This window comes from Variovorax sp. P5_A3 (assembly GCF_056400665.1).
The window spans coordinates 124,548-148,326 of sequence record NZ_JBFUKW010000012.1; the positions used below are offsets into that span (position 1 = coordinate 124,548).

Consider the following 23,779-nt stretch of genomic DNA (forward strand, 5'->3'; position numbering starts at 1 on the left):
CTTTTTCTAGCTTACGCCCAAATCGCGGTCACGTCGACAGAGTGCCGATGCGTCAATGCATGCGCGACGGGCTTCTGAAGCGTCTCGTTACCGATCGTTGCGTGCGGGCACGTTATGCAGGGCTTCGACAAGGCGCTCGACGCGGATCGGCTTGGTGAGGTAGTCGTCCATGCCCGCCGCGAAGCACATCTCCTGGTCGCCCTGCATCGCATTGGCTGTCATGGCGACGATGCGCGGACGCTGCGTCGCATCGAGCAATGTGCAGATCTGGCGCGTTGCATCGAGCCCGTCGAGTTCGGGCATCTGCACATCCATCAGCACCACGTCGTAGGTCTGTCGCTGCACCGATTCGACCGCCTCGATGCCGTTCGAGGCGAGATCGGCGCGGTAGCCCATCTGCTGCAGCAGGCGCATCGCGAGCTTCTGGTTCACTGCGTTGTCTTCGGCGAGCAGGATGCGCAAAGGATGGCGCGTCGCCATCGTCGGATCGATCTGCGGCTTGGCGGCATTGATGGGCGCAGCCTTGGCGGCAGGCTCGTCCGCGAGCACGTTCACCAGCGTGTCGAACAGTTGGGACTGGTGGATCGGCTTCGACAGGAACGCATTGAACAGCGATTCCGCGTCGCCCACTTCGCGACGGCCCAGCGAACTGAAAAGCACGAGCGGCAATGTCGTGTTGTTGGCACGAATCCGCCGTGCCAGGTCGACACCGTCCATCTCGGGCATGTGCATGTCGAGGATCGCGACATCGAAGCGCTCGCCCTTTGCAAGCCATTGCAAGGCTTCCGCCGGCGACTCGGTGTCGCGCGGGGCCATGCCCCACTTGCCGGTCTGGAGGTCGAGCACGCGTCGGTTGGTGGCGTTGTCGTCGACGATCAGCACGCGCTTGCCCTGGAGATCGAGGTGCACGCCGCTGACCGTCGGGCGCTTGCTCGGCGGGGCTTCCGCCGTCTGCGCCTCGATGGTGACGTAGAAGGTCGAGCCGCAGCCCGGGCCATCGCTCTCCACCCACATCGTGCCGCCCATCAGTTCAGCCAGCCGCTTGCTGATCGCGAGGCCCAGGCCGGTGCCGCCGTACTTGCGCGTGGTGCTGGAGTCGGCCTGCGAGAAGGACTGGAACAGCCGACTCTTGCCACCTTCCGACAGGCCGATGCCGGTGTCGCGCACGGCAAAGGTGAGGCCGATCCTGTCTCCGCCCTGGGCGGTCGCGCTGACCGTGAGCACCACCTCGCCGGTCTCGGTGAACTTCACCGCGTTGCTCAGCAGGTTCAGAAGGATCTGCCGCAGTCGCGTGAGATCGCCGTTCACGCCCACCGGCACATCGCCTTCGAACACGTAGGCGATGTCGAGCTTCTTCTCGGCCGCGCGCGCACTGATCAGGTCGAGCGCCGACTCGACGCAGTCGCGCAGGTCGAACGGATGCTGCTCGACGTCCATGCGACCCGCCTCGATCTTCGAGTAGTCGAGGATGTCGTTGATGATGGTCAGGAGCGCATCGCCCGAGTCGCGGATGGTCGAGACGTAGTCCTGCTGCTCGCTGTCGAGCGGCGTGTCGAGCAGCAGGCCGCTCATACCGATCACCGCATTCATGGGCGTGCGGATCTCGTGGCTCATCGTCGCGAGGAAGGCGCTCTTCGCTTCGTTCGTCGCCTCGGCGGCGGCGCGTGCCTCCTTGGTCTCGTTGAACAGGCGCGCGTTCTGGATGGCGATGACGGCCTGGTCGGCGAAAGTCTCGAGGAGCTTGATCTCCTTGTCCGCAAATGCTTCCGGCGGCTGGCGCGCGACGTGGATCGATCCGATGTATTGGCTCTCCCATATCAATGGGGCAATCAGGATCGCGAAGTTGCCCATGTAGTCGGCGACCTCGCGCATGAACGCGGGCAGATGCGGCTCGGCGAGCACATCCGGGAGATGAAGGACCTCGGGCCCCGCCATGGAATCGCCGAAAGCCGAATGATCGATGGGCCGGGGATAGAAGCGCTCCAGCGTTTCGCGGGCGGACCCGCGGTGTGCGCCCAGGTGCACCAGCCCGTCGCTGCCGATCAGCGAGATGCCGAGTTGCGTGCCGGAGAACAGCCGCTGGCAGCTCTCCAGGATCTTGTCGAACACCGGCTGGGCGTTCTCCATCGATTCGCTGATGACCTGCAACACGTCCGCCGTCGCGGTCTGCCGTTCGAGCGCATCGCGGGTCTCGTGGATGAGTCGCACGTTCTCGGTCGCGAGCACGGCCTGGTCGGCAAAGAGCTGGAGCAGGTCGATCTGCCGCTGCGGTGTCTTGCCGGGTTCCGGCCACGCGGTGGTGATGGCGCCGATCGGCACGCCGTCCTTGAGCATCGGCGCGCAGATCATGCGGCGCCGGTTCCCGCTGTTCGCGAGCCGCCGGTCGTAGTCGGGATCCGACCACGCATCCTCGATGCTCAGTGGCCTTCTCTCCAGGATGACGCGGCCGTTGAGCTGGCGCGGATCGGGCGGCGCGGGCCACACCGCGCGCGCGGCTTCCAGCGCCTCCGGGGTCCAGTTGCGCGTCGCCGCCAGATGGACCAGGCGCCCGTCATAGCTGAAGATGGCGGATGCGGGCCCTTCGAACAGCCACATCGAGCAGTCCAGGATGGCCTCGAACACCGGCGTCACATCGGTCGGCGATTCGCTGATGACGCGCAGCACGTCGCTGACGGCGGTCTGGTATTCGAGGGACTCGGTCAGTTCGGCGGTGCGTTCCTCGACCTTGTGCAGTGCCGCCTGCGTCTCGTTGAAGAGCTCCGCGTTCTGGATCGCGATGACGGCCTGGTCGGCAAAGGTCTTGAGCAGGGCACGCTCGCCGGGCCGGAAGGGGCCGACTTCGGTGCGCTGCATGCTCAGGATGCCGATGCCGCGGCCTTCCCAGATCAGCGGCGCCGCGAGGTTCGCGAAGCTCGTGCCGACGAGTTCGGCGTTCCGCTTCAACACCAGGGGCGCTGCGGGATCGTTCAGGACGTCCGCGAACTCGACGAGATCGCCCGTCCGGAATGACAGCTCGGCCGAGGTGCCGCCTATCGGCATCGGGTAGTTCGACTGCATCATCGCGCTCAGGAGGGCCATGCGTTCTTCGCTGATCGCGGCGCGACCGGCTGCAGTCAGCGTCCACCGTGCGAGCGCGAGTTGGCCGTGGTCGTCGACCATCATCAGGGCGAACGAGCTGACATCGAACAGGTGCTCGCAACATTCGATGATCTTGTCGAAAACGGGGCCGGGGTCGGCCACCGAACGGCCGATGACCTTCAGCACCTCGGCGGCGGCGGTCTGGTGCGCCAGCGCCTCGTGCATCTCGCGGCCCTGGCGCCGGGTCTCGTCGAACAGGCGTGCGTTCTCCAGCGCCAGGCCCATGCTGGCGGCGACAGTCTCGAGCAATCGGATCTCGTGCGCCCCGAAGGCGTACTCGCGCTCGTGGTTCTGCAGCGCGATGATCCCGAGCACTCGGTCGTTGCCGATGATCGGCACGGCGACGATCGAATGCGCCCAGTCGGTCCCCGGCGCCGGATGCAGGCCGATTCGCGTCTGCTCTTCGCGCGTGTTCGACACGCCGACCTGGCGACTGCGCAGGATGTGATTCAGGGGGTGCTCGGGCGTCAGCGGCCGCGGGGGTGGCAGGGGGAGCGGGCGGTTGTGTTCGTAGCGGTAGAGCACCTGGATCAGGTTGGTCTTGTCGTCCCACCACACGATGTTCAGGTCGCCGGAGTCGAACAGTTCGCGCAACCGGTCGCCCACGAGATCGACGATGGCCTGGAAGCCGATCTTGGCGGCCATGCCTTGCTGGATGCCGTTGATGAGCGTGAGCTCGTTGGCGCGCTGCGTGCGCTCCGCGCGGGACTCGGCAAGCTCGTGCTGGAGGGTCTCGTGGACACGTGCATGGGCCAGGGCACCGGCCGCCTGGCGCGCCAGCGTGGCCAGCAGGTCGCGGTGCACGCGGTCAAAGCGATCGACCGAGCCTTCGACGTCGGCGTAGAGGTAGCCGAACAGCTCCCGCTGCGCGATCAGCGGGGCGATCAGGCATGAACGCTGGTCGGCCGCCGCGGCGCCCTCGGGGCCGTGTCGCAGGGTCGGCTTGCGGGTGCGACGGGACTCGATCAGCCAGGGCGTGATGGCGCGCAAGAGTGCAGCGGCGTCTTCACCCGGCGGAAGGACCGAGCCCGCGCTGTCCAGGCCCGTCTCGGTGTCGAGGACCAGCAGCACGCGCTGTGCGCCTGTCAGCCGTGCGGCTTCGTCGACCAGCAGGTGGAAGACGTCGCCGGCGCTGTGCAGCTCGTTCAGCCGCAGGCCGATGCCGACCAACTGCTCGAACGGGTCGCGCAGCTTGCTGCCCGCGCGCGGCGGGTGCTTCGACAGGGGTCGAGACCGGGACTCAGCCATGGGGCATCTGCCTTCTGCGATCAGCGGGTTGATGCGCGATCGGCGCACCGCGGCGTGGAGTCTAGCGGTGAAGAGGGGATCCCTGCACGCCGGGCCTCCAGTCGCCAGCGCATGTGCGGCAACGAAGCGTCAGAGCCCGGCCACCCATTGGGCCACGCCGTCGAGTATCTCCTTCAGCACCTCGTCATCGTTGCGTCCCGAGCGCTTGAGGACGTGGAATGAATGATCCGCGTGCTCGATCGTCATCAGCCTGGCGCGCGAGCCCAGCGCGTCGATGACCGGGCGCAGATGCCCCAGGTCCGCCAGCTTGTCCTGCGTACCCTGGACGAAGAGCATCGGTATTCGGACTTTGGAAAGATGCTCCGCGCGAGAAACCGCCGGCTCGTCGGCCGGATGCAACGGAAATCCGAGGAACACGAGGCCTTCGACTTGTGGAAGAGGGGCGATTGCCTGCGCCTGGGATGTCATGCGCGCGCCGAAGGATTTGCCGCCGGCCACGAGCGGCAGCGACCCGAAGGTCTGCGCTGCATGCGCCACGGCAGCACGTACGGCGGCGTGCGCAACAGGCGGCGTGTCCGGGCGCTTCTTGCCGAGCTCCATGTAGGGGAACTGATAGCGCAAGGTTGCGATGCCGCGCTCGGCGAGACCATCCGCCACCGCGGTCATGAACGAATGCGCCATGCCAGCGCCGGCTCCGTGCGCGAACACGTAGCAGGCACGTGGATCGCTCGGCGCTTGCACGATGCCCGAGACGTTCAGTTCATCATTGATCCGGATCGAGACTTTCTGCATGGGGGAGTCCGTATGGGGTGTCAGCCAGGTGCTGAAGCCTCCATCATGAATAATGGAAGTTCTGTAACAAGGAGTTTCACACGTGACTTTGAGGATCCCTTCGACCGGTATCGCCGCGGCGGCTGCCGTGACAGTCCTGCTCGCCGGATGCGCCGCCCAGCGCGCAACGGAAACTGCACCAGTGCCCCCCGCACCTGTCGCGGCTGCGCCTGCGGCGCCGTCGACCGACACCGTCGCCCGCAAGGCTGCCGGGATGAGCTACGCGGAAATCACCCAGACGGTGAGCGATGGCGCCGCCAAGGCCAGGAAGGCTCTCGTCGGGAAGACCGTGGCGTTGAACCTGACCAAGTCCAGGACCGCCGGCCTTCCCGCAGGACTGTATGAGGTACAGGCGGATGACGACACATACTTCCGCTGCAAGGCAGTGGGCCCCGGCTTCAAGGGCGGCGACGCCACGGCCAAGATCACGAACTACGCGTACACGCCGAAGACGAACCGCTCCGTCATCGACCTCGACCGCTGCGTGGTTGCGGTCGTTGAAACGAGCGCGCCGGTTGTCCCGCCACCGGCGCCGGTGGCAGCAGCGCCTGCAGGGGCTCCGGCAGCCGCCCCCGCTCCTGCGAAGGGTGGCGCGAAGCCGGGCATGGACGCCCAGGGCAACGTGATTGACTCTTCGCTGGTCGAATCCGGCAGCGGCCGCACGGTCAAGGGCATCAATAACTACGAAGGCGAAATCACCGGCAATCCGGCCAGGAATTCGAAGTTCACCCAACTGCAGATCGGCATGTCCTGGAAGCAGGTCATTGACCTCGCTGGCGAGCCCACGGACAGCGGCGCCTACATGACGGGCAAGGCCTGGATCCCGTTCTACTTCGGCGGCGACCGCCATCGCCTGGAGATGACCTACAAAGGCCAGGGCCGCCTGATCTTCGCGGGCGGCAGCCTTGGCAACGTGTCGGGCGGCAACCTGATCTGGATCATCCACAACCCGAACGAGACCGGCTACCGCTGATTCGCCCCGTTAGCATTGGCCTCCTGCGGGCGCGCACGCCTGCGCTTCGCAAGGAGGCCTGATGCAATACCTCGATCTCCCAGACGGCGCGTCGATCCCTTCGCTCGGCCTCGGCACCTGGCGCATCGGCGAAGTAGCCGGTCGCCGAAAGGCCGAAGTCGCCGCGGTTCGCGCCGCCATCGACATGGGCTACCGCTTGATCGACACCGCCGAGATGTATGGCGAAGGCGGCGCCGAGGAAGTGGTCGGCGAGGCAGTGGCCGATGCATTACGTGCCGGCGACATCCGGCGCGAAGAGCTCTTCATCGTCAGCAAGGTGTACCCACACAACGCAAGCCGCAAGGGAACGCCCGCGGCGTGCGAGCGCAGCCTGGCGCGCCTGGGCCTCGACCACGTCGACCTCTACCTCCTGCATTGGCGCGGCGAACACCCCCTCACCGAAACCTGCGAGGCCCTGCGCACGCTGGCCGCACAAGGTCGCATTCGACGTTGGGGCGTCAGCAATTTCGACACCGACGACATGGAAGAACTCGCCAGCGCGTGCGGCGACGTCGCGGACTGCGCAGCGAACCAGGTCTACTATTCCGTCGCCGAGCGCGGCCCGGAGTTCAGCCTGCTCCCCTGGCTACGCGAAAGAGGAATCCCCCTGATGGCCTACAGCCCCATCGACCAGGGTGCGCTGGCCAAGGATGCAGGCCTCTCGAAGATCGCGCAACGCCTCGGCGTCACGGCAACCCAAGTAGCGCTCGCCTGGGCAATCTCCCAACCCGGCGTAGTCGCCATCCCAAAGGCCGTCCGCGAGACCCACCTCCGCGAAAACCTCGCAGCCACCGAACTGAAACTGAGCGCCGACGACCTGACAGAAATCAACCGCCTCCACCCACCCCCAACCCGCAAAACCCCCCTCGCAATGATCTAACCGGCCGGCAAAGCCAGGCCCGCACGTGAAACACCGCGGAACCGGCTCAGCCGGGCCGCAGGTGTTGCCCCCGGCAGGGGGTGGAGAGCGACACGAAGTGCGCGAGCCTGGGGGCGAGCCTAGTGCATTTCGGCCTGCGTGGCCGCAGCGATGATCGCCGTCTCGTCGTGCTTCGCGCCGTTGAGGAAGAGATTCAGCAGCACCGCGCTGATGGACGCCAGCAGGATCCCCGATTCCACCAGCGAGTGAATCGAGTGCGGCATCCACTGCTTGAAGTTGGGTGCGATCAGCGGAATCATGCCGATGCCGATCGACACCGCGACGATCATCGCGTTGTGGCGGTTGTTCTTGAAGTCCACGCCGGAGAGGATGCGGATGCCGGTGGCCGCGACCATGCCGAACATGACGAGGCCTGCGCCGCCCAGCACCACGGTCGGCAGCGATTCGACCAGCGCCGCCATCTTGGGCAACAGGCCGAGCACGATCAGGATGATGCCGCCGGCCACGCACACGAAACGGCTCTTGATGCCCGTCACGGCCACCAGCCCCACGTTCTGCGAGAAGCTGGTGTAGGGGAAGGTGTTGAACACGCCGCCGATCAGCGTGCCGAGGCCGTCGGTGCGCAGGCCGCGGGCGAGATCCTGCTGCGTGATCTTGCGGTCGGTCATTTCGCCGAGCGCGAGGAACATGCCGGTCGACTCGATCATCACCACGATCATGATCAGCGACATCGTGAGGATCAGGATCGGATCGAACTGCGGCATGCCGAAGTGGAAGGGCAGCACCACGTCGAACCAGGCGGCCTTGCCGACCTTCTCGAAGGTCATGAAGCCGAACAGCGTTGCGACGACCGCGCCGATCACGATGCCCAGCAGTACCGAGATGTTCGCGATGAAGCCCTTGGCGTACTTGACGATCATCAGGATCGACACCAGCACCAGGGCGGCAATGCCGAGTCCGCCGAGGTCCGCATACTTGGGATTCGGCATCGAAGGCACGATCGAGAGCCCCTTGGGCAAGGGCGGAACCGAGGAGCCGGGCGAAGTCACGTCGGCCAGCCACTTGGCGTAGACCGGATCGACCAGCGCCGGTGCGGTGGGACCGACCGGGTTGCCGAAGATCCAGTTGATGCCCACCCGCATCAGGCTGATGCCGATCACCGCGATGATGGTTCCGGTGACCACCGGCGGGAAGAAGCGCAGCATGCGCGACACCATCGGCGCGATCAATATGGAGATGATGCCGGCCCCGATGATGGCGCCGAACAGCAGTTGTGCACCGGCCTGGCCCGGATTGGCGTTGGCGATCGCGACCATCGGCGCGACCGAGGCGAAGGTCACGCCCATCATCACCGGCAGCTTGATGCCGAACCACTGCGTCGCGCCGAGCGCCTGAATGAGCGTGGCGACGCCGCAGCAGAACAGGTCCGCCGAGATCAGGAGCGCGACCTCCTGCGGACTGAGCTTGAGCGCGCGGCCGACGATGAGCGGCACCGCGACCGCGCCGGCGTACATCACCAGCACGTGCTGCAGCCCGAGGGCGGTGAGCTTGCCTGCCGGCAGGCGCTGGTCGACCGGATGGATGGAAGGCGAGACAGCCGTCATTGCGTGATCTCCTGGGGCGGCGTGAGGAAGAAATGGATGATGGGGCGGAAAGGGGGACTGTGACAATCGTCCACCGTTCTGTACGCCAAACTGTATACACGTCAGTCGCGCCGTCATATCGCGGAAAACCCGGAATCCGAGGCCCGAACGGCGCCCGGGACGACAATGCCGCGATGAAGGCACGCGTGGAACAGGCCGGCGAAATTGCAAGCCCAGCGGTCGGCGCGAGCCGCCGGTGGTGGCGTATCGCGGCCATCGCCATGGCGGTTGTCCTGCTGATGCTCGCCGCTGCCTTTGTCGCCCTGCGACAGGCCTATCCGCCGGAACGCCTGGCTGCGTTGCTTTCCGAACAGGTAACCGCCACCACGGGGCGCGCTTTTCGAATCGAAGGCGGCCTGTCGATCCATCTGTTGCCGACCATCGAGGTGCGGGCGAGCGATGTCGTGCTCGGCAACGCGGACTGGGGCTCCCAGCCGGACATGATCCGACTGAGGAACGCCGCCTTCGAGGTGTCGCTGCGCGAGTTGCTCGACGGCCGGATTCGTGTCCTCAGCGTCGACATGGAAGATGCGGAAGTCCTGCTTGAATCGGATGGCGACAACCGCTTCAACTGGGATCTCGCGCCGCACCCGCAGGCTGCCGGCAAGGGTGTGCAGCGGATCGCGGTCGAGGAACTGTCCCTCAAGAACGCCCGCATCACTTACCGCGATGGCCGGAAGGGCGTTCTGGGCACCGTCTCGGTCCACTGGCTCGACATTCAACCGCAGAGCGAAGACCTGGAACATCTGAGCGCGACTTTCCAGGTCGGACGCAGGCAATGGGAGGCCGAAGGCGAGATCGGCCACCTGGGCGACCTTCAGGCCGGCACCGGGCAGTGGCCGTTCGACATCCGCCTGACCACCGAGGGAACCACCGTCTCGGCTTCCGGCAACATCGGTACCGGTGCACGCGGGGGGCTGCTGGAAGCGAAGGTGTCGGCGCGTCTCGAGACCGCAGAAGCCTTCTCGCACCTCTCTCCGGCCATGGCGCAACTGCCGATGCCCATCGATGCGAGCGGGACGCTGCTTCGCTCGCCGGGCGAATGGCGTGTCGAGTCGATGCAAGCGTCGTTGGGCGGGCAGATGCTGACCGGCCGAGTCGGCTTCCGTACCGGACCGTCGTCACGGCTCGACGCCGATCTTTCCGCGTCGGCCGTCGATCTCGCCAAGTGGCACTTTGGAACGGGCGCGCCGAAGCCGCCGGCGTCGGCGCAGCGGGCCCAGTTCTTCGGAGATGCCCCACTGGCCTTCGATGCATTGCCGGCGCTCCCCATGCAGATCGCGCTGAAGGTGGAGCGCTTGAATGCGCCCGGCATGCCGCCGCTGTCCGCCCTCAGCCTGCGCTGGAAGTCGGAGGAAGGCCGCCTGACAGTCGAACCGTTGTCTTTCGCAGTTGCGGGCGGCGAGGTACGGGGCCGGATGGGCGTTACGGTCCCCAGGAATGCGCCGCCGCGCACCGACTTGCAGATGAACGCCAAGTCACTCTCCGTCGAATCGCTCGATGCGCAATGGGGAGGTGGCAGGCACTTCAAGAGCGGCCACGCGAACCTGGAACTGAAACTCGCGATGACGGGGCGTACGCCGCGAAGCCTCGCCGCGTCATCGACCGGTGACGTGCAACTGGTGATGCGTGACGTTTCACTGGCCGGGAGAGCGGCCGCGCTCGATCAGGACATCGTCGGCCGCCTGCTCGACATGCTGGTGCCCAAGCAGGGGCCCCGCCAGGAACTGGTCGTGCAGTGTGCCGTCGCGCGCCTGCCCCTGCGCAATGGCGTGGCGGTCATCGACCGATCGATCGCAATGGAAACCGCGCAACTCTCCGTCACGGCCAGCGGCGGACTGAATCTCGCGAAGCAGACGGTCGAACTGGCGTTCCGGCCGAGAGTGAAGAAGGGGCTGGACCTCAATCCGGCCACGCTGGTCCAGCTCATGCTCGTGAAGGGACCGTTGGAAAGACCCGAACTGAGCATCGACCCGAAGGGCACCGTCCGCCAGGCGGCCAACTATGGCGTCGCGGCGGCGACGGGCGGCCTGTCGCTGCTGGCGCCTGCCTTGCTGGGCGGTGCCGGTGAGTCGGCGGGCTGCGACCTCGCTTCCAGCGCGTCTCAACATGGCGCGAAGCCGCACGCGCCAGCCGCGAGCCGTGGGTTGAAACTGCCCCGGCCTTTCTCGGCCCTCAGGTCATCGACGCCCTGAGGGTTCGCAAAAAAAGAAAAAGTAAGAAGAAAGTGACTGAAATATCTTGTTACTTCGCACGCAACTAGGCACAATGTATTACATGGAATCCGAAAACCTTTCCAAGCCGCAATGGACGCCGTTCGGCCTGCTGGGCCTTCTCCGGTCCACCCTGCAAGCCGTCGATGACGCGCCAGCGTCGCGGGACAGCAACGCTCCCCCGCCACGTCTGAACAGCGCCCAGTTGTCGGAACTGGCGAACGAGTGGCGCCACCGCACTTCGGACGGCGACATGGGTGCCGAGTCCGTGGCCCAGGCGCTCGAACTCGTGGCGAGCCACCGTTCTCAGGACAGGCAGAAGCGGATCCAGGCCATGGGAAGGCGTCTGTCCGAACTGATGGGCCTGAATTGATCTGTCCGTTTTCCGCCCGGGTCCGGCGGCAATCGGCCAGAATCCGGCAAGCACGATTCCCAGGAAACTCTTCGACGCATATGAAGACCCAGATCGAAGCAATCAGCGAAGGCTACGACGTCGATTTGTCAGGACCCGGACGCCCCATGGGCGCGCGCGGCAAGTATCCGGAGTTCGAGGTGATTCCGCTGCTCACGGACATGGAGGCCGAGTTGCTCAATACGCTGAGCCTCATCCGCAAGCTGCTCACCGAAGGCACGCCGACCAGGGATGCACAGGAAGGCGTGGTTCTCGCGATCGACGGGCTGCTGTCGGTCGCCCGTTCCTGACATCCCGCATACATCGAGGGGACAGACAGGCATGAACACCTATCAGACAGCCAACCAGGCGGCCGGTGTGGCCCGCACGCTCAGCAAGAGCGCGGCTTGCACGATCATCGTCTACCAGGCCGGGGCCGGCAAGTACGTGACCGCCCGTCCGAACGATGTGGTTCGTGGCCTCGTCATCGGCGTGTATCGCGACGGCTACCTGATCCCGAGCGGCCAGCGCGCGGCATAGCGTCGCGCTCGGCCGCCAGCAGGCGGCCGAAGGTTCAGGCGATCAGATCGCTCAAGGTCCGGGCAATGACCTTGGTCGCGCGCCGCAGGTCTTCCAGCACCACGCGCTCGTCATTGCGCTTGGCATGCGATTCCAGGACCGTGCGCGGCCCGGCCCCATAGATCACGCCGGGAATCCCGGCCTCGCCATAGAGGCGCACGTCGGTGTAGAGCGGCGTTCCCATGGCCTTGATCGGCTCGCCGAAGATTTCCTGGCCATGCTTCTGGATCGCAACGACAAGCGGCTTGTTGCCGGCCATCGGCTTCATCGAGTTGGCCAGCAGCATGCGCTTGATGTCGACCGTGATGCCGGGCATCCTGGCGGCCGCGTCGGCGATGACCTTGCGGATATTGGCCTCGACCTCGACCGGGTTCTCTTCCGGAATCATGCGGCGGTCGAGCTTGAAGATCACCTTGCCCGGAACGACGTTGGTATTGGTGCCGCCTTCGATCCGTCCCACATTGAGGTAGGGATGCGTGATCCCCTCGACCTTGGACGTGACCTGCTGGTAGAGCGCGTTCTGCGCATACAGCGCATTCAGGATGTGCACGGAGCCCTGCAGCGCATCGATCCCCGTGGTCGGGATGGCGGCGTGCGCCATCTTGCCGTGCACGGTGACTTCCATCTGCAGGCACCCGTTGTGCGCGGTCACCACTTCGTAGCCGAAACCCGCGGCGATCATCAGGTCGGGCTTCGTCAGGCCCTGTTTGAGCAGCCAGCCCGGGCCGAGGATCCCGCCGAATTCCTCGTCATAGGTGAAGTGCAGTTCGACGCTGCCCTTGGTGGGCTTCACGACGGCCTCGAGCGCGCGCAGCGCAAAGGTGAAGCTCGCGAAGTCGCTCTTGCTCACCGCGGCTGCGCGGCCGTAGAGGCTGCCGTTGTCGATCTCGCCGCCGTAGGGATCGTGCGACCAACCTTCGCCAGGCGGCACCACGTCGCCATGCGCGTTGAGCGCCACGGTGCGGCCGCCGCTGCCGTACTTGCGTCGCACGATCAGGTTGGTGATGGATTCGAGACCGTAATCCTTCACCTCCTGTGCAGGCACCGGATGCTTCTCGGCTTCGAATCCGAAAGTCTGGAGCAGCTCGGCCGCGCGTTCCGCGTGCGGCGCGTTGTTGCCGGGCGGCGTGTCGGTGGGCACGCGCACCATTTCCTGCAGGAAGCGCACTTCCTCGTCGAAGTGGGCGTCGATCCAGGCGTCGAGTTGGGTGTAGTCGTTCATGATCAGTGGGCTTGCTCGGTGGCGAGGTTGTCGAGGAGCAACTGGAAGGCTTGCACCGCCAGTTGCATGTCGTCGTTGGTGCTCGATTCGAGCGGGTTGTGGCTGATGCCCGAATTGATGCCGCGCACGAAGAGCATGGCCTGCGGCATGACTTCGTGCAGCTTCATCGCATCGTGGCCCGCACCGCTGGGCATGCGGAAGAGCGGTACGCCGAGTGTGTCGACGGCCTTCTCCCAGCGCTTCTGCCAATCGGGCGCGCTGGGCGCGGCCGCGGCGCGCATCGTTTCCTCCAGCGTGTAGCGGACACCGCGGCGCTCGCAGATTTCCTTGAGTGCACCGACCACATCGGTCGCCAGCGCGTCGCGCTGCGCGTTGTTGGGCGCGCGCAGGTCCAGGCTGAACTTGCAGCGGCCCGGCACCACGTTGATGGAGCCGTTCGGCACTTCGAGCATGCCGACGGTCGCGACCGAATCGCCGTCCTTCGCTGCGCGCTGCTCGGCGAAGAGGATCAGTTCGGCAACGGTGGCCGCCGCGTCGCGGCGGCGATCCATCGGCGTGGTGCCTGCGTGGCTCGCCATGCCGATGACTTCGCCCACGTAGCGCACGCTGCCGTTGATCGACGTGACGATGCCCAGCGGAAGGTCCAGTTCGGTCAGCACCGGGCCCTGCTCGATGTGCACTTCGACGAAGCCGAGGTACTTCGAAGGATCACGCTGCACCTTGGGAATCTCCTCGTCCTTCAATCCGGCATGCTGCCGGGCCTCGCGCATGGTGATGCCGTCGGCGTCCTTCTGGTCGAGCCACTTCGGGTCGAAATGCCCGATCAGCGCGCCGGAGCCGAGGAAGGTCGCCTTGTAGCGCTGGCCTTCCTCTTCGGCGAAGCCCACGACTTCGAAAGCGTAGGGCAGGCGGCGGTTCTGCGACTTGAGTTCGCGCACGCAAGCCATCGGCACGAAGATGCCCAGGCGCCCGTCGTACTTGCCGCCGTTGCGCACGGTGTCGTAGTGCGAGCCGGTCAGCAGCGTCTTCGCGGCTGGCGTCGCACCTTCATAGCGCCCGACCACATTGCCAACCGCGTCGATGCCCACCGTATCGAAGCCGGCATCGCGCATGTCCTGCGCGATCTGCTGGGCGCAGGCGCGATGCGCGTCCGTCAGATAGGTGACCGTGAGCTGGCCCTTTTCGGCATAGCCGGGGTCGGTGTGCACGGCCAGCTTCTCTTGCCAGTCCCAGACGTGGTTGCCGAGCGTCGGCTCGGCGCTGAACTTGTCGTCGAGGCGAATCTCCGCGATGCGATGGATGTTGCGCAGCGCCTCGCCGAGTTCGAAGGCCGGATGGTGGTGCAGCCGGCGCTCGAAGGTGTCGATGATCTCGCGCTTGGCCAGTCCCGTTCCGCGCGGACCGCGCACCGCCAGGATGAACGGGAACCCGAACTTGGCGTTGTAGTCGGCGTTGAGCTGCTGGATCTTCGCGAACTCTTCAGGCGTGCAGTCGGTGAGGCCCGCCTTGTTCTGCTCGTTGGTCGATTCGGCCGTGAGGTTCTTGCTCACCATCGCCTTGCCCGCGAGTTCGGGGTGGGCGCGGATCAGGCCCAGTTGCTCGTCGGTCGATGCGCTGGTCACCGCCTTGACCAGGGCGTGCTTCAGGTGCGGCAGCGAACGGAACGGGCGTTCCGCCAGCGCGCGTTTTGCGATCCACGGCGAGTGTTCGTACACCCCGTCGAGCAGCGCGACGGCTTCGTCGGCCGAGGCGGCGTTGAGTTGGTCGATGGTGAGGGGCATGTCAGTCTCCGATGTAAGGGTGCGTGGCCTTCCAGTGCCGCGCAATGTCCAGCCGGCTGCAGACCCAGACGCGATCGTGCGCCGCGATGTGATCGAGGAAGCGCTGCAAGGCCGTGATGCGCCCCGGACGTCCCAGCAGGCGGCAGTGCATGCCGATGCTCATCATCTTCGGCGCTTCGTCGCCTTCGGCGTAGAGGGCGTCGAAGGTGTCCTTCATGTACTGGAAGAAGGGATCCGCATGCGAATAGCCTTGCGGCAGCGCGAAGCGCATGTCGTTGCAATCGAGGGTGTAGGGCACGATCAGCTGCGGCACCACCTCGCCGTCGGTCTTCCTGACCTTCATCCAGAAGGGCAGGTCGTCGCCGTAGTAGTCGCTGTCGTATTCGAAGCCACCGTAGTCGGCCACGAGCCGGCGGGTGCGCGGGCTGTCACGGCCGGTGTACCAGCCTAGCGCGCGTTCGCCGGTGAGCTTCTCGATGGCTTCCATGCCCAGGCGCATGTGCTCGCGTTCGGTGGCCTCGTCGATGCCCTGGTAGTGGATCCAGCGCCAGCCGTGGCAGGCGATCTCATGGCCCAGTTCCTTGAAGGCGGCGGCCAGTTCGGGATAGCGCTCCAATGCCATGCCGACGCCGAACACCGTCAGCGGCAGATTGCGTTTCTCGAACTCTCGCAGGATGCGCCAGACACCGGCGCGCGAGCCGTATTCGTAGATCCCTTCCATGCTGATGTGCCGGTCAGGAAAGCTCGCCGGATTGAACATCTCGGAAAGAAACTGCTCGGAGCCGGCGTCGCCATGCAGCACGCAGTTCTCGCCGCCTTCTTCGTAGTTCAGCACGAACTGGACGGCGATGCGTGCGCGGCCGGGCCATTGCGCGTGTGGCGGGTTGCGGCCGTAGCCGACGAGGTCGCGCGGGTAGGGCAGGGTTGTGTCGTAAGTCATTGCTCGCCCCCAGGTTGCCCGCACTGCGTGTCGGGCGCCCACCCCCTGCCGGGGGCGCTGCGTTGCGGCCCGGCGAAGCCGGTTCCACCGCAGCCCACGAACGGGCACGCTCGACTGAGCCGAGAAGCATTAGCAGCTTGTGCGCCGGTAGCCAAGCGCTTCGGTGAATCGGTTTTCTTCATGCCAATGCCAGTGAGATGTCGTGTGTCGGGACCTTGCGGTCGAAGGTGAGGTTGGCCTCGACGTGTTCGAGGTGTTCGGTCATGAGGCGCACGGCGCGCTCCTCGTCCTTGGCGGCCAGCGCCTTGACGATGTCGGCATGCTCGTCGTTCGAGTGTTCGGCGGCGGTCGCGCTCTGGTACATCAGCGTGATGAGCGCGCAGCGCGAGATCAGTTCGCCCAGGATCTGCGCCAGCACCGCGTTGCCCATGAGTTCGGCCATGCGCACGTGGAAGTCACCGAGCAGTTCGGTGCGCCCGGACACGTCTTCACCGGAAACCGCGGCCTTTTCGAGGGCCACGTGCTCCTTGAGGGCCTTGATCTTGGCCGGCGTCACGCTGCGGACGAAGGCGCGTGTCATCTCGGCCTCCAGCATGCGGCGCACGGCGAACACCTGCCTGGCTTCATCGACCGCGGGCGCAGCGACGAACGCGCCGCGCGCGGGCTCCAGTCGAATCAGCTTGTTCTGCGACAACTGGAACAGTGCCTGTCGCACCAGGGTGCGCGACACGCCGAAATGGTCCGCGAGCTTCTGTTCGGCCAGCTTGCTCCCCGGTTGCAACCGGTGTTCCACAATGGCCTTGGTGAGTGCGTCGACGATCGCGCGGGTGGTGGTCGAGTCCATGTTTTTCATGATAGACCCAAAGCCAAGAACTGTATACACTTTTGTCGACCGGAATTTCCCCAATGCACTGAAGGAGCAAATCCATGGGCCTGAGCACCCACGTACTGGACACCATGCACGGTACCCCTGCCGCCGGCATGGAGGTCGCGCTGTTCACCACCGACGGCACCGGCGAAGACGCACATGCCACGCTCGTGCGGCGCTTCACGCTGAATGCCGACGGCCGCAGCGATGGCCCCCTCTACGACAACACCACGCTGAAGGCCGGGACCTATCGCCTGGTCTTCGACGTGGCGGGCTACTTCGGCAAACGCGGTGTCGAGCTGCCGAAGCCGAACTTCCTGAACCGCGTCGCGCTGGACTTCGGCGTGGCGCGCACCGACCAGCACTACCACGTGCCCTTGCTGGTCAGCCCGTGGAGCTACTCCACTTACCGCGGCTCCTGAGCCTAGAGTTGCCCTTCGCTGAGCGTATCGAGCTGGAAATGGCCTTCCTCGTCCCACAGCCAGGTGTCGGTCCACGTGACCTTGCCCAACTGGGTCGCGACAGGGAAGGGCGCGGCGCTCAGCACGGTGCGTTCGATCTCGGTGATCACCTCGGGCGCATGCGTCGGTGCGCGCATCCAATGCATCGAGAGCACCTTCCCGTTGGTGTCGAGGTTGACCTGCAGCGTGCCAACGGCATAGAGCAACGGCGGCAGCTTGCCGATGTAGACGCGCTGCTTGTTGATGTCGTAGACATGGCGCGCGGCGTCGCGCCGGTAGTCGCGCGGGGTCGCCGCGTTGGAGGCCCGGGGCTTGGGTCGGCTGCCATCGCCCGGATCGGGGGCGGCATTGCTGAGTTGGCCCGGTACGGAACCGGTACCGGCAGTCGGGCTGGTGCCGCAACCGGCGAGCCACAGGCTCGAGAGAAGGGCGGCCGCCAGTGTGAGGCGGCGCGTCGTGGACTGAAAATTCATCGGCGCGGTTATACCGTGCCCGCGTTTCGCTCGCGCAACCGGAGGTTTCGACCATGACCGGCGCCGTCGACGAACTGCTGACCCGGCTGCGGCGCGAGAACGGCGTGCTCGTGCGCGTCGCATCGACTCAGGGCTCCGCACCGCGCGAAGCCGGCACGTGGATGGCCGTGTGGGCCGACGGCCTCACGGCCACGATCGGCGGCGGCCAGCTCGAATTCCAGGCGACCGACGAAGCCCGCGCGTGGCTCGCAGGCGGCCCGCCGATCGAAGACGTGCGGCGCTACCCGCTCGGCCCCAGCCTCGGGCAATGTTGCGGCGGCGTGGTGTTTCTTTCGTACCGTCTTGTTTCCGAATCGGATGCGAAGGCGCTGCAGTCCGAACTCCTCGCGCACCTGGAGCCGGTGGCGCTGTTCGGCGGCGGCCACGTCGGCGCGGCACTCGCACGGCTGCTGTCGTCGCTGCCCTTCACCGTGCGCTGGATCGACAGCCGCGACGGCGTGTTTCCCGATGCACTGCCGGCGCAGATCGAGACCGAATACTCCGAGCCCGTGCAGCAGGCGGTCGCGCAACTCGCGCCAGGCTCGCGCGTGCTCATCATGAGTTTCAGCCATGCCGAGGATCTCGACATCGTGATTGCCTGCCTCAAGCGGCTGCGCGAGCGCGACGATCTTCCCTACATCGGCCTGATCGGCAGCAAGACCAAATGGGCGACTTTCCGCCACCGCCTGGAGGCGCGCGGCTTCACCGCAGCGGAAATGGATCGCGTGACCTGCCCGATCGGCGTCCCCGGCATCACCGGCAAGGAGCCGGAGGTCATCGCCGTGGCGGTGGCGGCACAGTTGTTGCAATCGCTTCCGGATGCATGAAGGCGATCAGGGTTTTCCAGCACGCCGCCTGACGTAAAACCCGAGAACTTCGCGTTGAAAGTGTATACACTTCAGTCCACAAGCCGCAGCGGAGCGAGGCCCATTCGATGGCCTGCGTTCGCGGCACTTTCTCTGCTTACAGCGCCCGCAGTGGTGAGCAGGCCGGAACACCTCGGTGCCCCCACGCGCCGACAAGGTTGAGAGTCAATGGAAAGCTATTACCTCGACTGGGCCAATCTGCTGCTGCGCTGGGTCCACGTCATCACCGCCATCGCATGGATCGGCGCTTCCTTCTACTTCGTGATGCTGGACAACAGCCTCGAGAAGCCGGAGGACCAGGAATCCCTGGACAAGGGCGTCGGCGGCGAGCAGTGGGCGGTTCATGGCGGCGGCTTCTACAACATGCAGAAGTACGCGCTGGCGCCCAAGAAGCTGCCGGACCACCTGCACTGGTCGTACTGGGAGAGCTACTCCACCTGGCTCACGGGTTTCGCGCTCTTCACGATGTCGTACCTGTGGAACGCGAGCACCTACCTCATCGACAAATCGAAGATGGACTGGCAGCCCGGCGCCGCCATCGGCGTGGCGCTCGCTTTCTTCGTCGTGTTCTGGATGGTCTACGACGCCATCTGCCAGTTGTTCGGCCAGCGCAAGAACGGCGACACGATCGTGGGTGTCCTCATCGCGCTGTTCATCGCCTTCGCCGCATGGCTGGCGTGCCACTGGTTCGCGGGACGCGCCGCCTTCCTGCTGGTGGGCGCCATGATGGCGACGACCATGAGCGGTAACGTCTTCTTCTGGATCATCCCCGGCCAGCGCAAGAACGTGGCGGCGCTGCGCGAGGGCAGGCCGGTCGATCCGATCCATGGCCAGCGCGGCAAGCAGCGCAGCGTGCACAACACCTACTTCACGCTGCCGGTGCTGTTCGCGATGCTGAGCAACCACTACAGCTTCACCTACACGCACAAGTACAACTGGATCGTGCTGCTGCTCATCATGCTTGGCGGCGCAGCCATCCGGCAGTTCTTCGTGGTGCGCCATCGCTTCAAGCTCGGCAATGCGGGCAATCCCATGCCCTACGCGCTCTTCGGCATCGCCGTGCTGGGCCTGACCATCATCTGGATGAAGCCCGAACCGGTGGAAGCGCCTGCGCCCGGGGCTGCGGCGCAGAAGGTATCGTTCGGCGACGTTCAGAAGGTGCTGGAACAACGCTGCTACATGTGCCACGGCGCGCAGGTGCAGATGAAGAACGTCCGGCTCGATACGCCGGATCAGGTTGCCGCCCACGCGCAGGCGGTGTACCAGCAGGTCGTGGTCACGAAGATCATGCCGATGAACAATGCGACCGGCATCACCGATGCCGAGCGTGCGCTCATCGGCAAGTGGTTCGATGGCGGAGCGAGCACCAAGTAGCCTCGCGGGTCGTGCGGGGCAATATTCGGACAATGGCTGGAGACAGGCAAAGGCAATGACTTCATCGAACCCGCGACAGACCCCTGACCCGCGCACCGCGCCGCGCGAATTCCTCGAACACATCTACCGCGTCGCTGTCGAGCGCGCCTTGCCCCTGCGGAGCATGGGGCCCTGTCTGCCGAAGGTCCCGAAGGGCCGGACGCTGGTGCTTGGCGCGGGCAAGGCCGGTGGTTCCATGGCACAGGCGTTGGAGGCGCTGTGGCCGGCCGATGCCAGCCTCTCGGGCCTCGTGGTCACGCGCTACGGGCACATTCCGCCGCGGCCCGAAGGTCTGGCGCAGCGCATCGAAGTCGTCGAGGCCGCCCACCCAGTGCCGGACGAGGCAGGAATGAAGGCCGCCGAGCGCATCCTCGCGCTCACGAAGGGGCTGACCGCCGATGACCTCGTGCTGTGCCTGATCTCCGGTGGCGGCTCGGCCTTGCTCACGCTGCCGGCCGACGGGCTGACACTGGCGGACAAGCAACGCATCAACACGCAGCTTCTCGAATCGGGCGCGCACATCGGCGAAATGAATTGCGTGCGCAAGCACCTCTCGCGCATCAAGGGCGGGCGACTCGCGGCGGCGTGCGCGCCGGCCCAGGTGGTGACGCTGACCATCAGCGATGTTCCTGGCGATGACCCCGCCGTGATCGCCAGCGGCCCCACCGTGCCTGACGCGACCACCTGCGCGGAGGCGCTCGCCATTCTCGATCGCTATCGCATCGAAGTGCCGCAGGCCGTGCGCGCGCAGCTCGAAAGCGGCGCGCTCGAAACGCCCAAGCCTTCCGATCCGGTCTTCAAGGGCCATGTCACGCACCTGATCGCCACGCCGCAGCAATCGCTCGAAGCGGCCGCCGCGGCGGTCCGCTCGGCCGGCCTCGATGCCCATATCCTCAGCGACGAGATGGAAGGCGAATCGCGGGAGGTCGGCAAGGTTCATGCTGCGCTCGCGCGTGCGGTGTCCTTGCGCGGCGAGCCGTTCGCCAGGCCCTGCGTGATCCTGTCCGGCGGCGAGACGACGGTCACGATCCGCCCTCGCCAGCCCGGCCGGGCCAAGGGACGTGGCGGACGGGCGGGCGAGTTCTGCCTCGGGCTCGCCGGTGCGTTGGCGGCCCGGGAGGACATCTGGGCGCTCGCGGCCGACACCGACGGCATCGATGGCGTCGAGGACAACGCCGGTGCCTTCGTCACGCCCGACACGCTGCGCCGCGCCGAGACCGCCGGCCGCAAGCTGGCCGATCACCTGGACCGCAACGACGCCTATGGCTACTTCGACGCCATCGGCGATCTGCTGGTCACCGGGCCGACGCACACCAACGTCAATGACTTCCGCGCGTTGTTGATTCTGTAGTTCGGGTTTGCGGTTCGGGCGGTCCGCAGGCATGCTCGGTGCCTGACACGACCGACAACGCCGAAAACGCCGAATACATGAATCAACCGATCGAACTGCGCGGGGGTTCCCTCCCGTCGCGGACTTGGAGCGCCGAGATCGGCTTGCGGATTCGACGTCACCTGTTCCTGAAGGTGGTCGGGACCACGGTGTTCACGTGGATCTTCTTCATCGGCTATTTCCACCTGCTGCGCCAGCCCGTGTTTCCGATCACGGTGATGCCCCTGACTGCGCTCGATCAGCTGATTCCGTTCCAGCCGGGGGCATTGATCGCCTACTTCTCGCTCTGGGTCTACGTGGGTGTCGCGCCCGGCCTGCAATTGACCTTCAGGGAACTGGTCGTCTATGGACTGTGGGTCGGCGGACTGTGCCTGACGGGACTCGGCTTCTTCTACCTCTGGCCGACGCAGATCCCGACCATGCCGACGGAGCCGACCGACTTTCCCGGCTTCGCGATCCTCCAGGGCGTGGATGCGGCCGGCAACGCATGTCCGTCGATGCATGTGGCGATCGCCATCTTCACGGCGATCTGGGTCGAGCACATCCTGCATGGGGCACGCGCTCCGATCTGGCTGCGACTCGGCAACGGCCTGTGGTTCGCGGCCATCGTCTGGTCGACGCTGGCGGTCAAGCAGCACGTCGTGCTGGATGCGGTGGCCGGTGCCGCGCTGGGCATCGCCTTTGCGATTCCGTCCCTGCGCTGGCGGCCCGGCAGGGCGCAGTCGCGCAGGCGGAGCGGCTATCATGGAACGTCACTGCCCGCGGGCCGATTCGACGGCCGTGCAAGGAGGGGTTGATCTGCAGGCAGGCATACCAACATCGCCGTCGACAGGGATTGATCGACGGCCAGAATGACGACCGATAGCCGCACCATGAGTTCGCTGAAGGAATTGCAGGACCTGATCCACGAGAAGTACGGCATCGAGGCGTCCGCGCTCGACCCCCACGCCTCCATGCGCGAAAAAGGCTTCGATTCACTGGCGCTGGTCGAATTCGTCTTTGCGATCGAAGACCGGTTCGCGATCACGATGCCCGACGACGACCCGAACATCGACACGCTGGCGCAGCTCGCAGCCGTGGTCGACAGGGTCAGGGCGGCGCAGACGACGTGAGCCGGGTTGCCGTCACCGGACTGGGTGTGATGGCGCCGCACGGCGAGGAGCCCGCATCGCTCTTCGAGGCCCTCATGCGCGGCGAATCGGCGCTCCGGCCGATCTTCCCCGAACTGCCCAAGCCGGCCGCTGCGGCGACAGTGGCCTTCGACGAATCCCGCTGGTTCACCAAGCTGCAGCTCGCCGGCGTCGATCGCGTCAGCCAGCTGGCGGTGGCCGCCGCCGACTTCGCGATGCGCGACGCGGGCGTCGCCGGGGATGTCGACCCGGAACGCGTCGGCATCTACGCCGGCTGCGGCATGGGCGGCGCGGCGGCGCTCGAGACGGCCTATCGCGGCAATGGACGGGTTCCGCCGTTGACGATCCCCGCCTTCATGCCCAACGCGCCGGCCTCGCATGTGGCGATGCGCCATGGTGCGCAGGGGCCCGTTCTCACCTACTCGGTGGCTTGCGCCTCGTCGGCCGTTGCGATTGCCGAGGCCGCGAAGGCGGTGCAGCGCGGAGACGTCGATGTCGCGATGGCGGGCGGCAGCGAGGCGCTCATCGTACCGGGCGTCGTCCTCGCCTGGCAGGCGATGCAGACACTCGCCAGTTTCGCGCCCGGCGAAGAAGGGACTGCGGTCCGGCCCTTCGCGAGCGATCGCAATGGCTTCGCGCTGGGTGAGGGCGCCGCATTCCTCGTCCTCGAATCGGAAGATCGCGCCCGTCGGCGCGGCGCACGGATCTACGCCATGCTGGACGGCTGGGGCCACAGCTGCGACGCCACGCACCTGACCAAGCCCGACGCGCACGGCCAGGCACGCGCCATGCGCCTGGCCCTGCGCCAGGCAGGCTTGCAACCCCGGGACGTGGGCTACTGCAACGCCCACGGCACCGCCACGCGCATCGGCGACGTGGTCGAGCGCGACGCACTGGCGGAAGTCTGGGGCGACGCAATCGACCTGCTGAGCGTCAGTTCCACGAAGTCGATGCACGGCCATCTCCTCGGCGCCGCCGGCGCGATCGAAGCGCTAGTCACGGTACTCGCGCTGCATCGGCGGCAGTTGCCTCCCAACGGCCACCGGGGCGAGGTCGATCCGGCCTGCAGCCTGAACCTCGTTCCCGACGCCGGCGCTGCCGCCCCGCACCTCGAAGCGGCGATCAGCAATTCCTTTGCCTTCGGCGGCACGAACGCAGTGCTTCTGTTCCGCCGCGCCTGAACGTTTGAGTCGGTTCAAACGACGGCGTGCGCAAGGAAAGCTTCGACCCGGCGCGGCGGACGTTGGGGATTGCCGCTGGC

At 66.1% G+C, this 23,779-nt stretch carries 21 protein-coding genes; 13 read left to right on the forward strand and 8 right to left on the reverse strand.

The annotated features are described in order from the left end of the window. Window positions 1-87: 87 nt before the first annotated feature. Together AC1D3B_RS19795 and AC1D3B_RS19800 are read right to left on the reverse strand one after the other, a co-directional pair. Window positions 88-4,386 carry a GAF domain-containing protein gene (locus tag AC1D3B_RS19795; RefSeq protein WP_478192365.1) on the reverse strand — a complete coding sequence of 1,433 codons (4,299 nt, stop codon included), beginning with the start codon at window positions 4,384-4,386 and terminating at the stop codon, window positions 88-90. A gap of 129 nt (window positions 4,387-4,515) precedes the next feature. Continuing rightward, a complete protein-coding gene (locus tag AC1D3B_RS19800) occupies window positions 4,516-5,178 on the reverse strand; it encodes an alpha/beta hydrolase family protein (RefSeq protein ID WP_478192366.1) in 663 nt (220 codons plus the stop codon). An 82-nt stretch (window positions 5,179-5,260) separates the two neighbouring features. On the opposite strand from AC1D3B_RS19800, the gene AC1D3B_RS19805 reads away from it, so the two are divergent. Further along, complete coding sequence (locus tag AC1D3B_RS19805) at window positions 5,261-6,190, forward strand: hypothetical protein (RefSeq protein ID WP_478192367.1); 930 nt, start codon at window positions 5,261-5,263, stop codon at window positions 6,188-6,190. Between the two features lie 61 nt (window positions 6,191-6,251). Continuing rightward, window positions 6,252-7,109, forward strand: a complete 858-nt coding sequence (locus tag AC1D3B_RS19810; protein WP_478192368.1) for an aldo/keto reductase — start codon at window positions 6,252-6,254, stop codon at window positions 7,107-7,109. A gap of 119 nt (window positions 7,110-7,228) precedes the next feature. Here AC1D3B_RS19810 and AC1D3B_RS19815 read toward each other — a convergent pair whose 3' ends face one another. Next, the gene (locus tag AC1D3B_RS19815) at window positions 7,229-8,713 is read right to left on the reverse strand and encodes a nucleobase:cation symporter-2 family protein (RefSeq protein WP_478192369.1); all 1,485 of its coding nucleotides are present in this window, start codon (window positions 8,711-8,713) and stop codon (window positions 7,229-7,231) included. A 173-nt stretch (window positions 8,714-8,886) separates the two neighbouring features. Between AC1D3B_RS19815 and AC1D3B_RS19820 the strand changes: the two genes are divergently transcribed. The 4 genes from AC1D3B_RS19820 (at window position 8,887) to AC1D3B_RS19835 (ending at window position 11,896) form a co-directional block, all read left to right on the forward strand. After that, window positions 8,887-10,947: an AsmA family protein gene (locus tag AC1D3B_RS19820; protein ID WP_478192370.1), complete on the forward strand. Its 2,061-nt coding sequence runs from the start codon at window positions 8,887-8,889 to the stop codon at window positions 10,945-10,947. An 82-nt stretch (window positions 10,948-11,029) separates the two neighbouring features. Further along, window positions 11,030-11,338, forward strand: a complete 309-nt coding sequence (locus AC1D3B_RS19825) for a hypothetical protein (RefSeq protein ID WP_478192371.1) — start codon at window positions 11,030-11,032, stop codon at window positions 11,336-11,338. Window positions 11,339-11,418: 80 nt separating this feature from the next. Next, window positions 11,419-11,667, forward strand: coding sequence for a hypothetical protein (locus AC1D3B_RS19830; protein ID WP_478192372.1), 249 nt, complete (start codon window positions 11,419-11,421; stop codon window positions 11,665-11,667). 31 nt (window positions 11,668-11,698) lie between these two features. Continuing rightward, window positions 11,699-11,896 (forward strand): hypothetical protein, encoded by a 198-nt coding sequence (locus tag AC1D3B_RS19835; RefSeq protein ID WP_478192373.1) that lies wholly within the window; start codon window positions 11,699-11,701, stop codon window positions 11,894-11,896. Between the two features lie 34 nt (window positions 11,897-11,930). Here the strand turns inward: AC1D3B_RS19835 and AC1D3B_RS19840 are convergent, their stop codons facing one another. The 4 genes from AC1D3B_RS19840 to AC1D3B_RS19855 form a co-directional block, all read right to left on the reverse strand. Then, window positions 11,931-13,157 carry a M20 family metallopeptidase gene (locus AC1D3B_RS19840; protein WP_478192374.1) on the reverse strand — a complete coding sequence of 409 codons (1,227 nt, stop codon included), beginning with the start codon at window positions 13,155-13,157 and terminating at the stop codon, window positions 11,931-11,933. 2 nt (window positions 13,158-13,159) lie between these two features. After that, window positions 13,160-14,938 carry a 2-oxo-4-hydroxy-4-carboxy-5-ureidoimidazoline decarboxylase gene (gene uraD / locus AC1D3B_RS19845; RefSeq protein WP_478192375.1) on the reverse strand — a complete coding sequence of 593 codons (1,779 nt, stop codon included), beginning with the start codon at window positions 14,936-14,938 and terminating at the stop codon, window positions 13,160-13,162. Between the two features lies 1 nt (window position 14,939). After that, complete coding sequence (gene puuE, locus AC1D3B_RS19850; protein ID WP_478192376.1) at window positions 14,940-15,878, reverse strand: allantoinase PuuE; 939 nt, start codon at window positions 15,876-15,878, stop codon at window positions 14,940-14,942. A 178-nt stretch (window positions 15,879-16,056) separates the two neighbouring features. Beyond that, a complete protein-coding gene (locus AC1D3B_RS19855; protein ID WP_478192377.1) occupies window positions 16,057-16,731 on the reverse strand; it encodes a GntR family transcriptional regulator in 675 nt (224 codons plus the stop codon). Between the two features lie 74 nt (window positions 16,732-16,805). On the opposite strand from AC1D3B_RS19855, the gene uraH reads away from it, so the two are divergent. Then, the gene (uraH, locus tag AC1D3B_RS19860; protein ID WP_478192378.1) at window positions 16,806-17,168 is read left to right on the forward strand and encodes a hydroxyisourate hydrolase; all 363 of its coding nucleotides are present in this window, start codon (window positions 16,806-16,808) and stop codon (window positions 17,166-17,168) included. 2 nt (window positions 17,169-17,170) lie between these two features. Here the strand turns inward: uraH and AC1D3B_RS19865 are convergent, their stop codons facing one another. Beyond that, window positions 17,171-17,680 carry a hypothetical protein gene (locus tag AC1D3B_RS19865; RefSeq protein WP_478192379.1) on the reverse strand — a complete coding sequence of 170 codons (510 nt, stop codon included), beginning with the start codon at window positions 17,678-17,680 and terminating at the stop codon, window positions 17,171-17,173. Between the two features lie 53 nt (window positions 17,681-17,733). Here AC1D3B_RS19865 and xdhC point away from each other — a divergent pair, with 53 nt between their 5' ends. The 6 genes from xdhC (at window position 17,734) to AC1D3B_RS19895 (ending at window position 23,699) form a co-directional block, all read left to right on the forward strand. Then, window positions 17,734-18,546, forward strand: coding sequence for a xanthine dehydrogenase accessory protein XdhC (gene xdhC, locus AC1D3B_RS19870; protein WP_478192380.1), 813 nt, complete (start codon window positions 17,734-17,736; stop codon window positions 18,544-18,546). A 207-nt stretch (window positions 18,547-18,753) separates the two neighbouring features. Further along, entirely contained in the window at window positions 18,754-19,959 is a 1,206-nt protein-coding gene (locus tag AC1D3B_RS19875) for a urate hydroxylase PuuD (RefSeq protein ID WP_478192381.1), read from the forward strand. Window positions 19,960-20,014: 55 nt separating this feature from the next. After that, window positions 20,015-21,349, forward strand: a complete 1,335-nt coding sequence (locus AC1D3B_RS19880; RefSeq protein ID WP_478192382.1) for a glycerate kinase type-2 family protein — start codon at window positions 20,015-20,017, stop codon at window positions 21,347-21,349. Window positions 21,350-21,387: 38 nt separating this feature from the next. Then, entirely contained in the window at window positions 21,388-22,185 is a 798-nt protein-coding gene (locus tag AC1D3B_RS19885) for a phosphatase PAP2 family protein (protein WP_478192383.1), read from the forward strand. 54 nt (window positions 22,186-22,239) lie between these two features. After that, entirely contained in the window at window positions 22,240-22,500 is a 261-nt protein-coding gene (locus AC1D3B_RS19890) for an acyl carrier protein (RefSeq protein WP_478192384.1), read from the forward strand. Further along, entirely contained in the window at window positions 22,497-23,699 is a 1,203-nt protein-coding gene (locus AC1D3B_RS19895) for a beta-ketoacyl-[acyl-carrier-protein] synthase family protein (RefSeq protein ID WP_478192385.1), read from the forward strand. Before AC1D3B_RS19890 ends, AC1D3B_RS19895 begins: the two co-directional genes overlap by 4 nt. Window positions 23,700-23,779: the final 80 nt, after the last annotated feature.

What these genes read in the sequence shown, in the direction of transcription:
- AC1D3B_RS19820 (WP_478192370.1), top strand. Translation starts at nt 8,887, where the DNA reads ATGAAGGCACGCGTGGAACAGGCCGGCGAAATTGCAAGCCCAGCGGTC.
- AC1D3B_RS19880 (WP_478192382.1), top strand. Translation starts at nt 20,015, where the DNA reads ATGACTTCATCGAACCCGCGACAGACCCCTGACCCGCGCACCGCGCCG.
- AC1D3B_RS19890 (WP_478192384.1), top strand. Translation starts at nt 22,240, where the DNA reads ATGACGACCGATAGCCGCACCATGAGTTCGCTGAAGGAATTGCAGGAC.
- AC1D3B_RS19795 (WP_478192365.1), bottom strand. Translation starts at nt 4,386, where the DNA reads ATGGCTGAGTCCCGGTCTCGACCCCTGTCGAAGCACCCGCCGCGCGCG.
- AC1D3B_RS19855 (WP_478192377.1), bottom strand. Translation starts at nt 16,731, where the DNA reads ATGAAAAACATGGACTCGACCACCACCCGCGCGATCGTCGACGCACTC.
- AC1D3B_RS19830 (WP_478192372.1), top strand. Translation starts at nt 11,419, where the DNA reads ATGAAGACCCAGATCGAAGCAATCAGCGAAGGCTACGACGTCGATTTG.
- xdhC (WP_478192380.1), top strand. Translation starts at nt 17,734, where the DNA reads ATGACCGGCGCCGTCGACGAACTGCTGACCCGGCTGCGGCGCGAGAAC.
- AC1D3B_RS19875 (WP_478192381.1), top strand. Translation starts at nt 18,754, where the DNA reads ATGGAAAGCTATTACCTCGACTGGGCCAATCTGCTGCTGCGCTGGGTC.
- uraD (WP_478192375.1), bottom strand. Translation starts at nt 14,938, where the DNA reads ATGCCCCTCACCATCGACCAACTCAACGCCGCCTCGGCCGACGAAGCC.
- uraH (WP_478192378.1), top strand. Translation starts at nt 16,806, where the DNA reads ATGGGCCTGAGCACCCACGTACTGGACACCATGCACGGTACCCCTGCC.
- AC1D3B_RS19865 (WP_478192379.1), bottom strand. Translation starts at nt 17,680, where the DNA reads ATGAATTTTCAGTCCACGACGCGCCGCCTCACACTGGCGGCCGCCCTT.
- AC1D3B_RS19810 (WP_478192368.1), top strand. Translation starts at nt 6,252, where the DNA reads ATGCAATACCTCGATCTCCCAGACGGCGCGTCGATCCCTTCGCTCGGC.
- AC1D3B_RS19840 (WP_478192374.1), bottom strand. Translation starts at nt 13,157, where the DNA reads ATGAACGACTACACCCAACTCGACGCCTGGATCGACGCCCACTTCGAC.
- AC1D3B_RS19825 (WP_478192371.1), top strand. Translation starts at nt 11,030, where the DNA reads ATGGAATCCGAAAACCTTTCCAAGCCGCAATGGACGCCGTTCGGCCTG.
- puuE (WP_478192376.1), bottom strand. Translation starts at nt 15,878, where the DNA reads ATGACTTACGACACAACCCTGCCCTACCCGCGCGACCTCGTCGGCTAC.
- AC1D3B_RS19835 (WP_478192373.1), top strand. Translation starts at nt 11,699, where the DNA reads ATGAACACCTATCAGACAGCCAACCAGGCGGCCGGTGTGGCCCGCACG.
- AC1D3B_RS19815 (WP_478192369.1), bottom strand. Translation starts at nt 8,713, where the DNA reads ATGACGGCTGTCTCGCCTTCCATCCATCCGGTCGACCAGCGCCTGCCG.
- AC1D3B_RS19800 (WP_478192366.1), bottom strand. Translation starts at nt 5,178, where the DNA reads ATGCAGAAAGTCTCGATCCGGATCAATGATGAACTGAACGTCTCGGGC.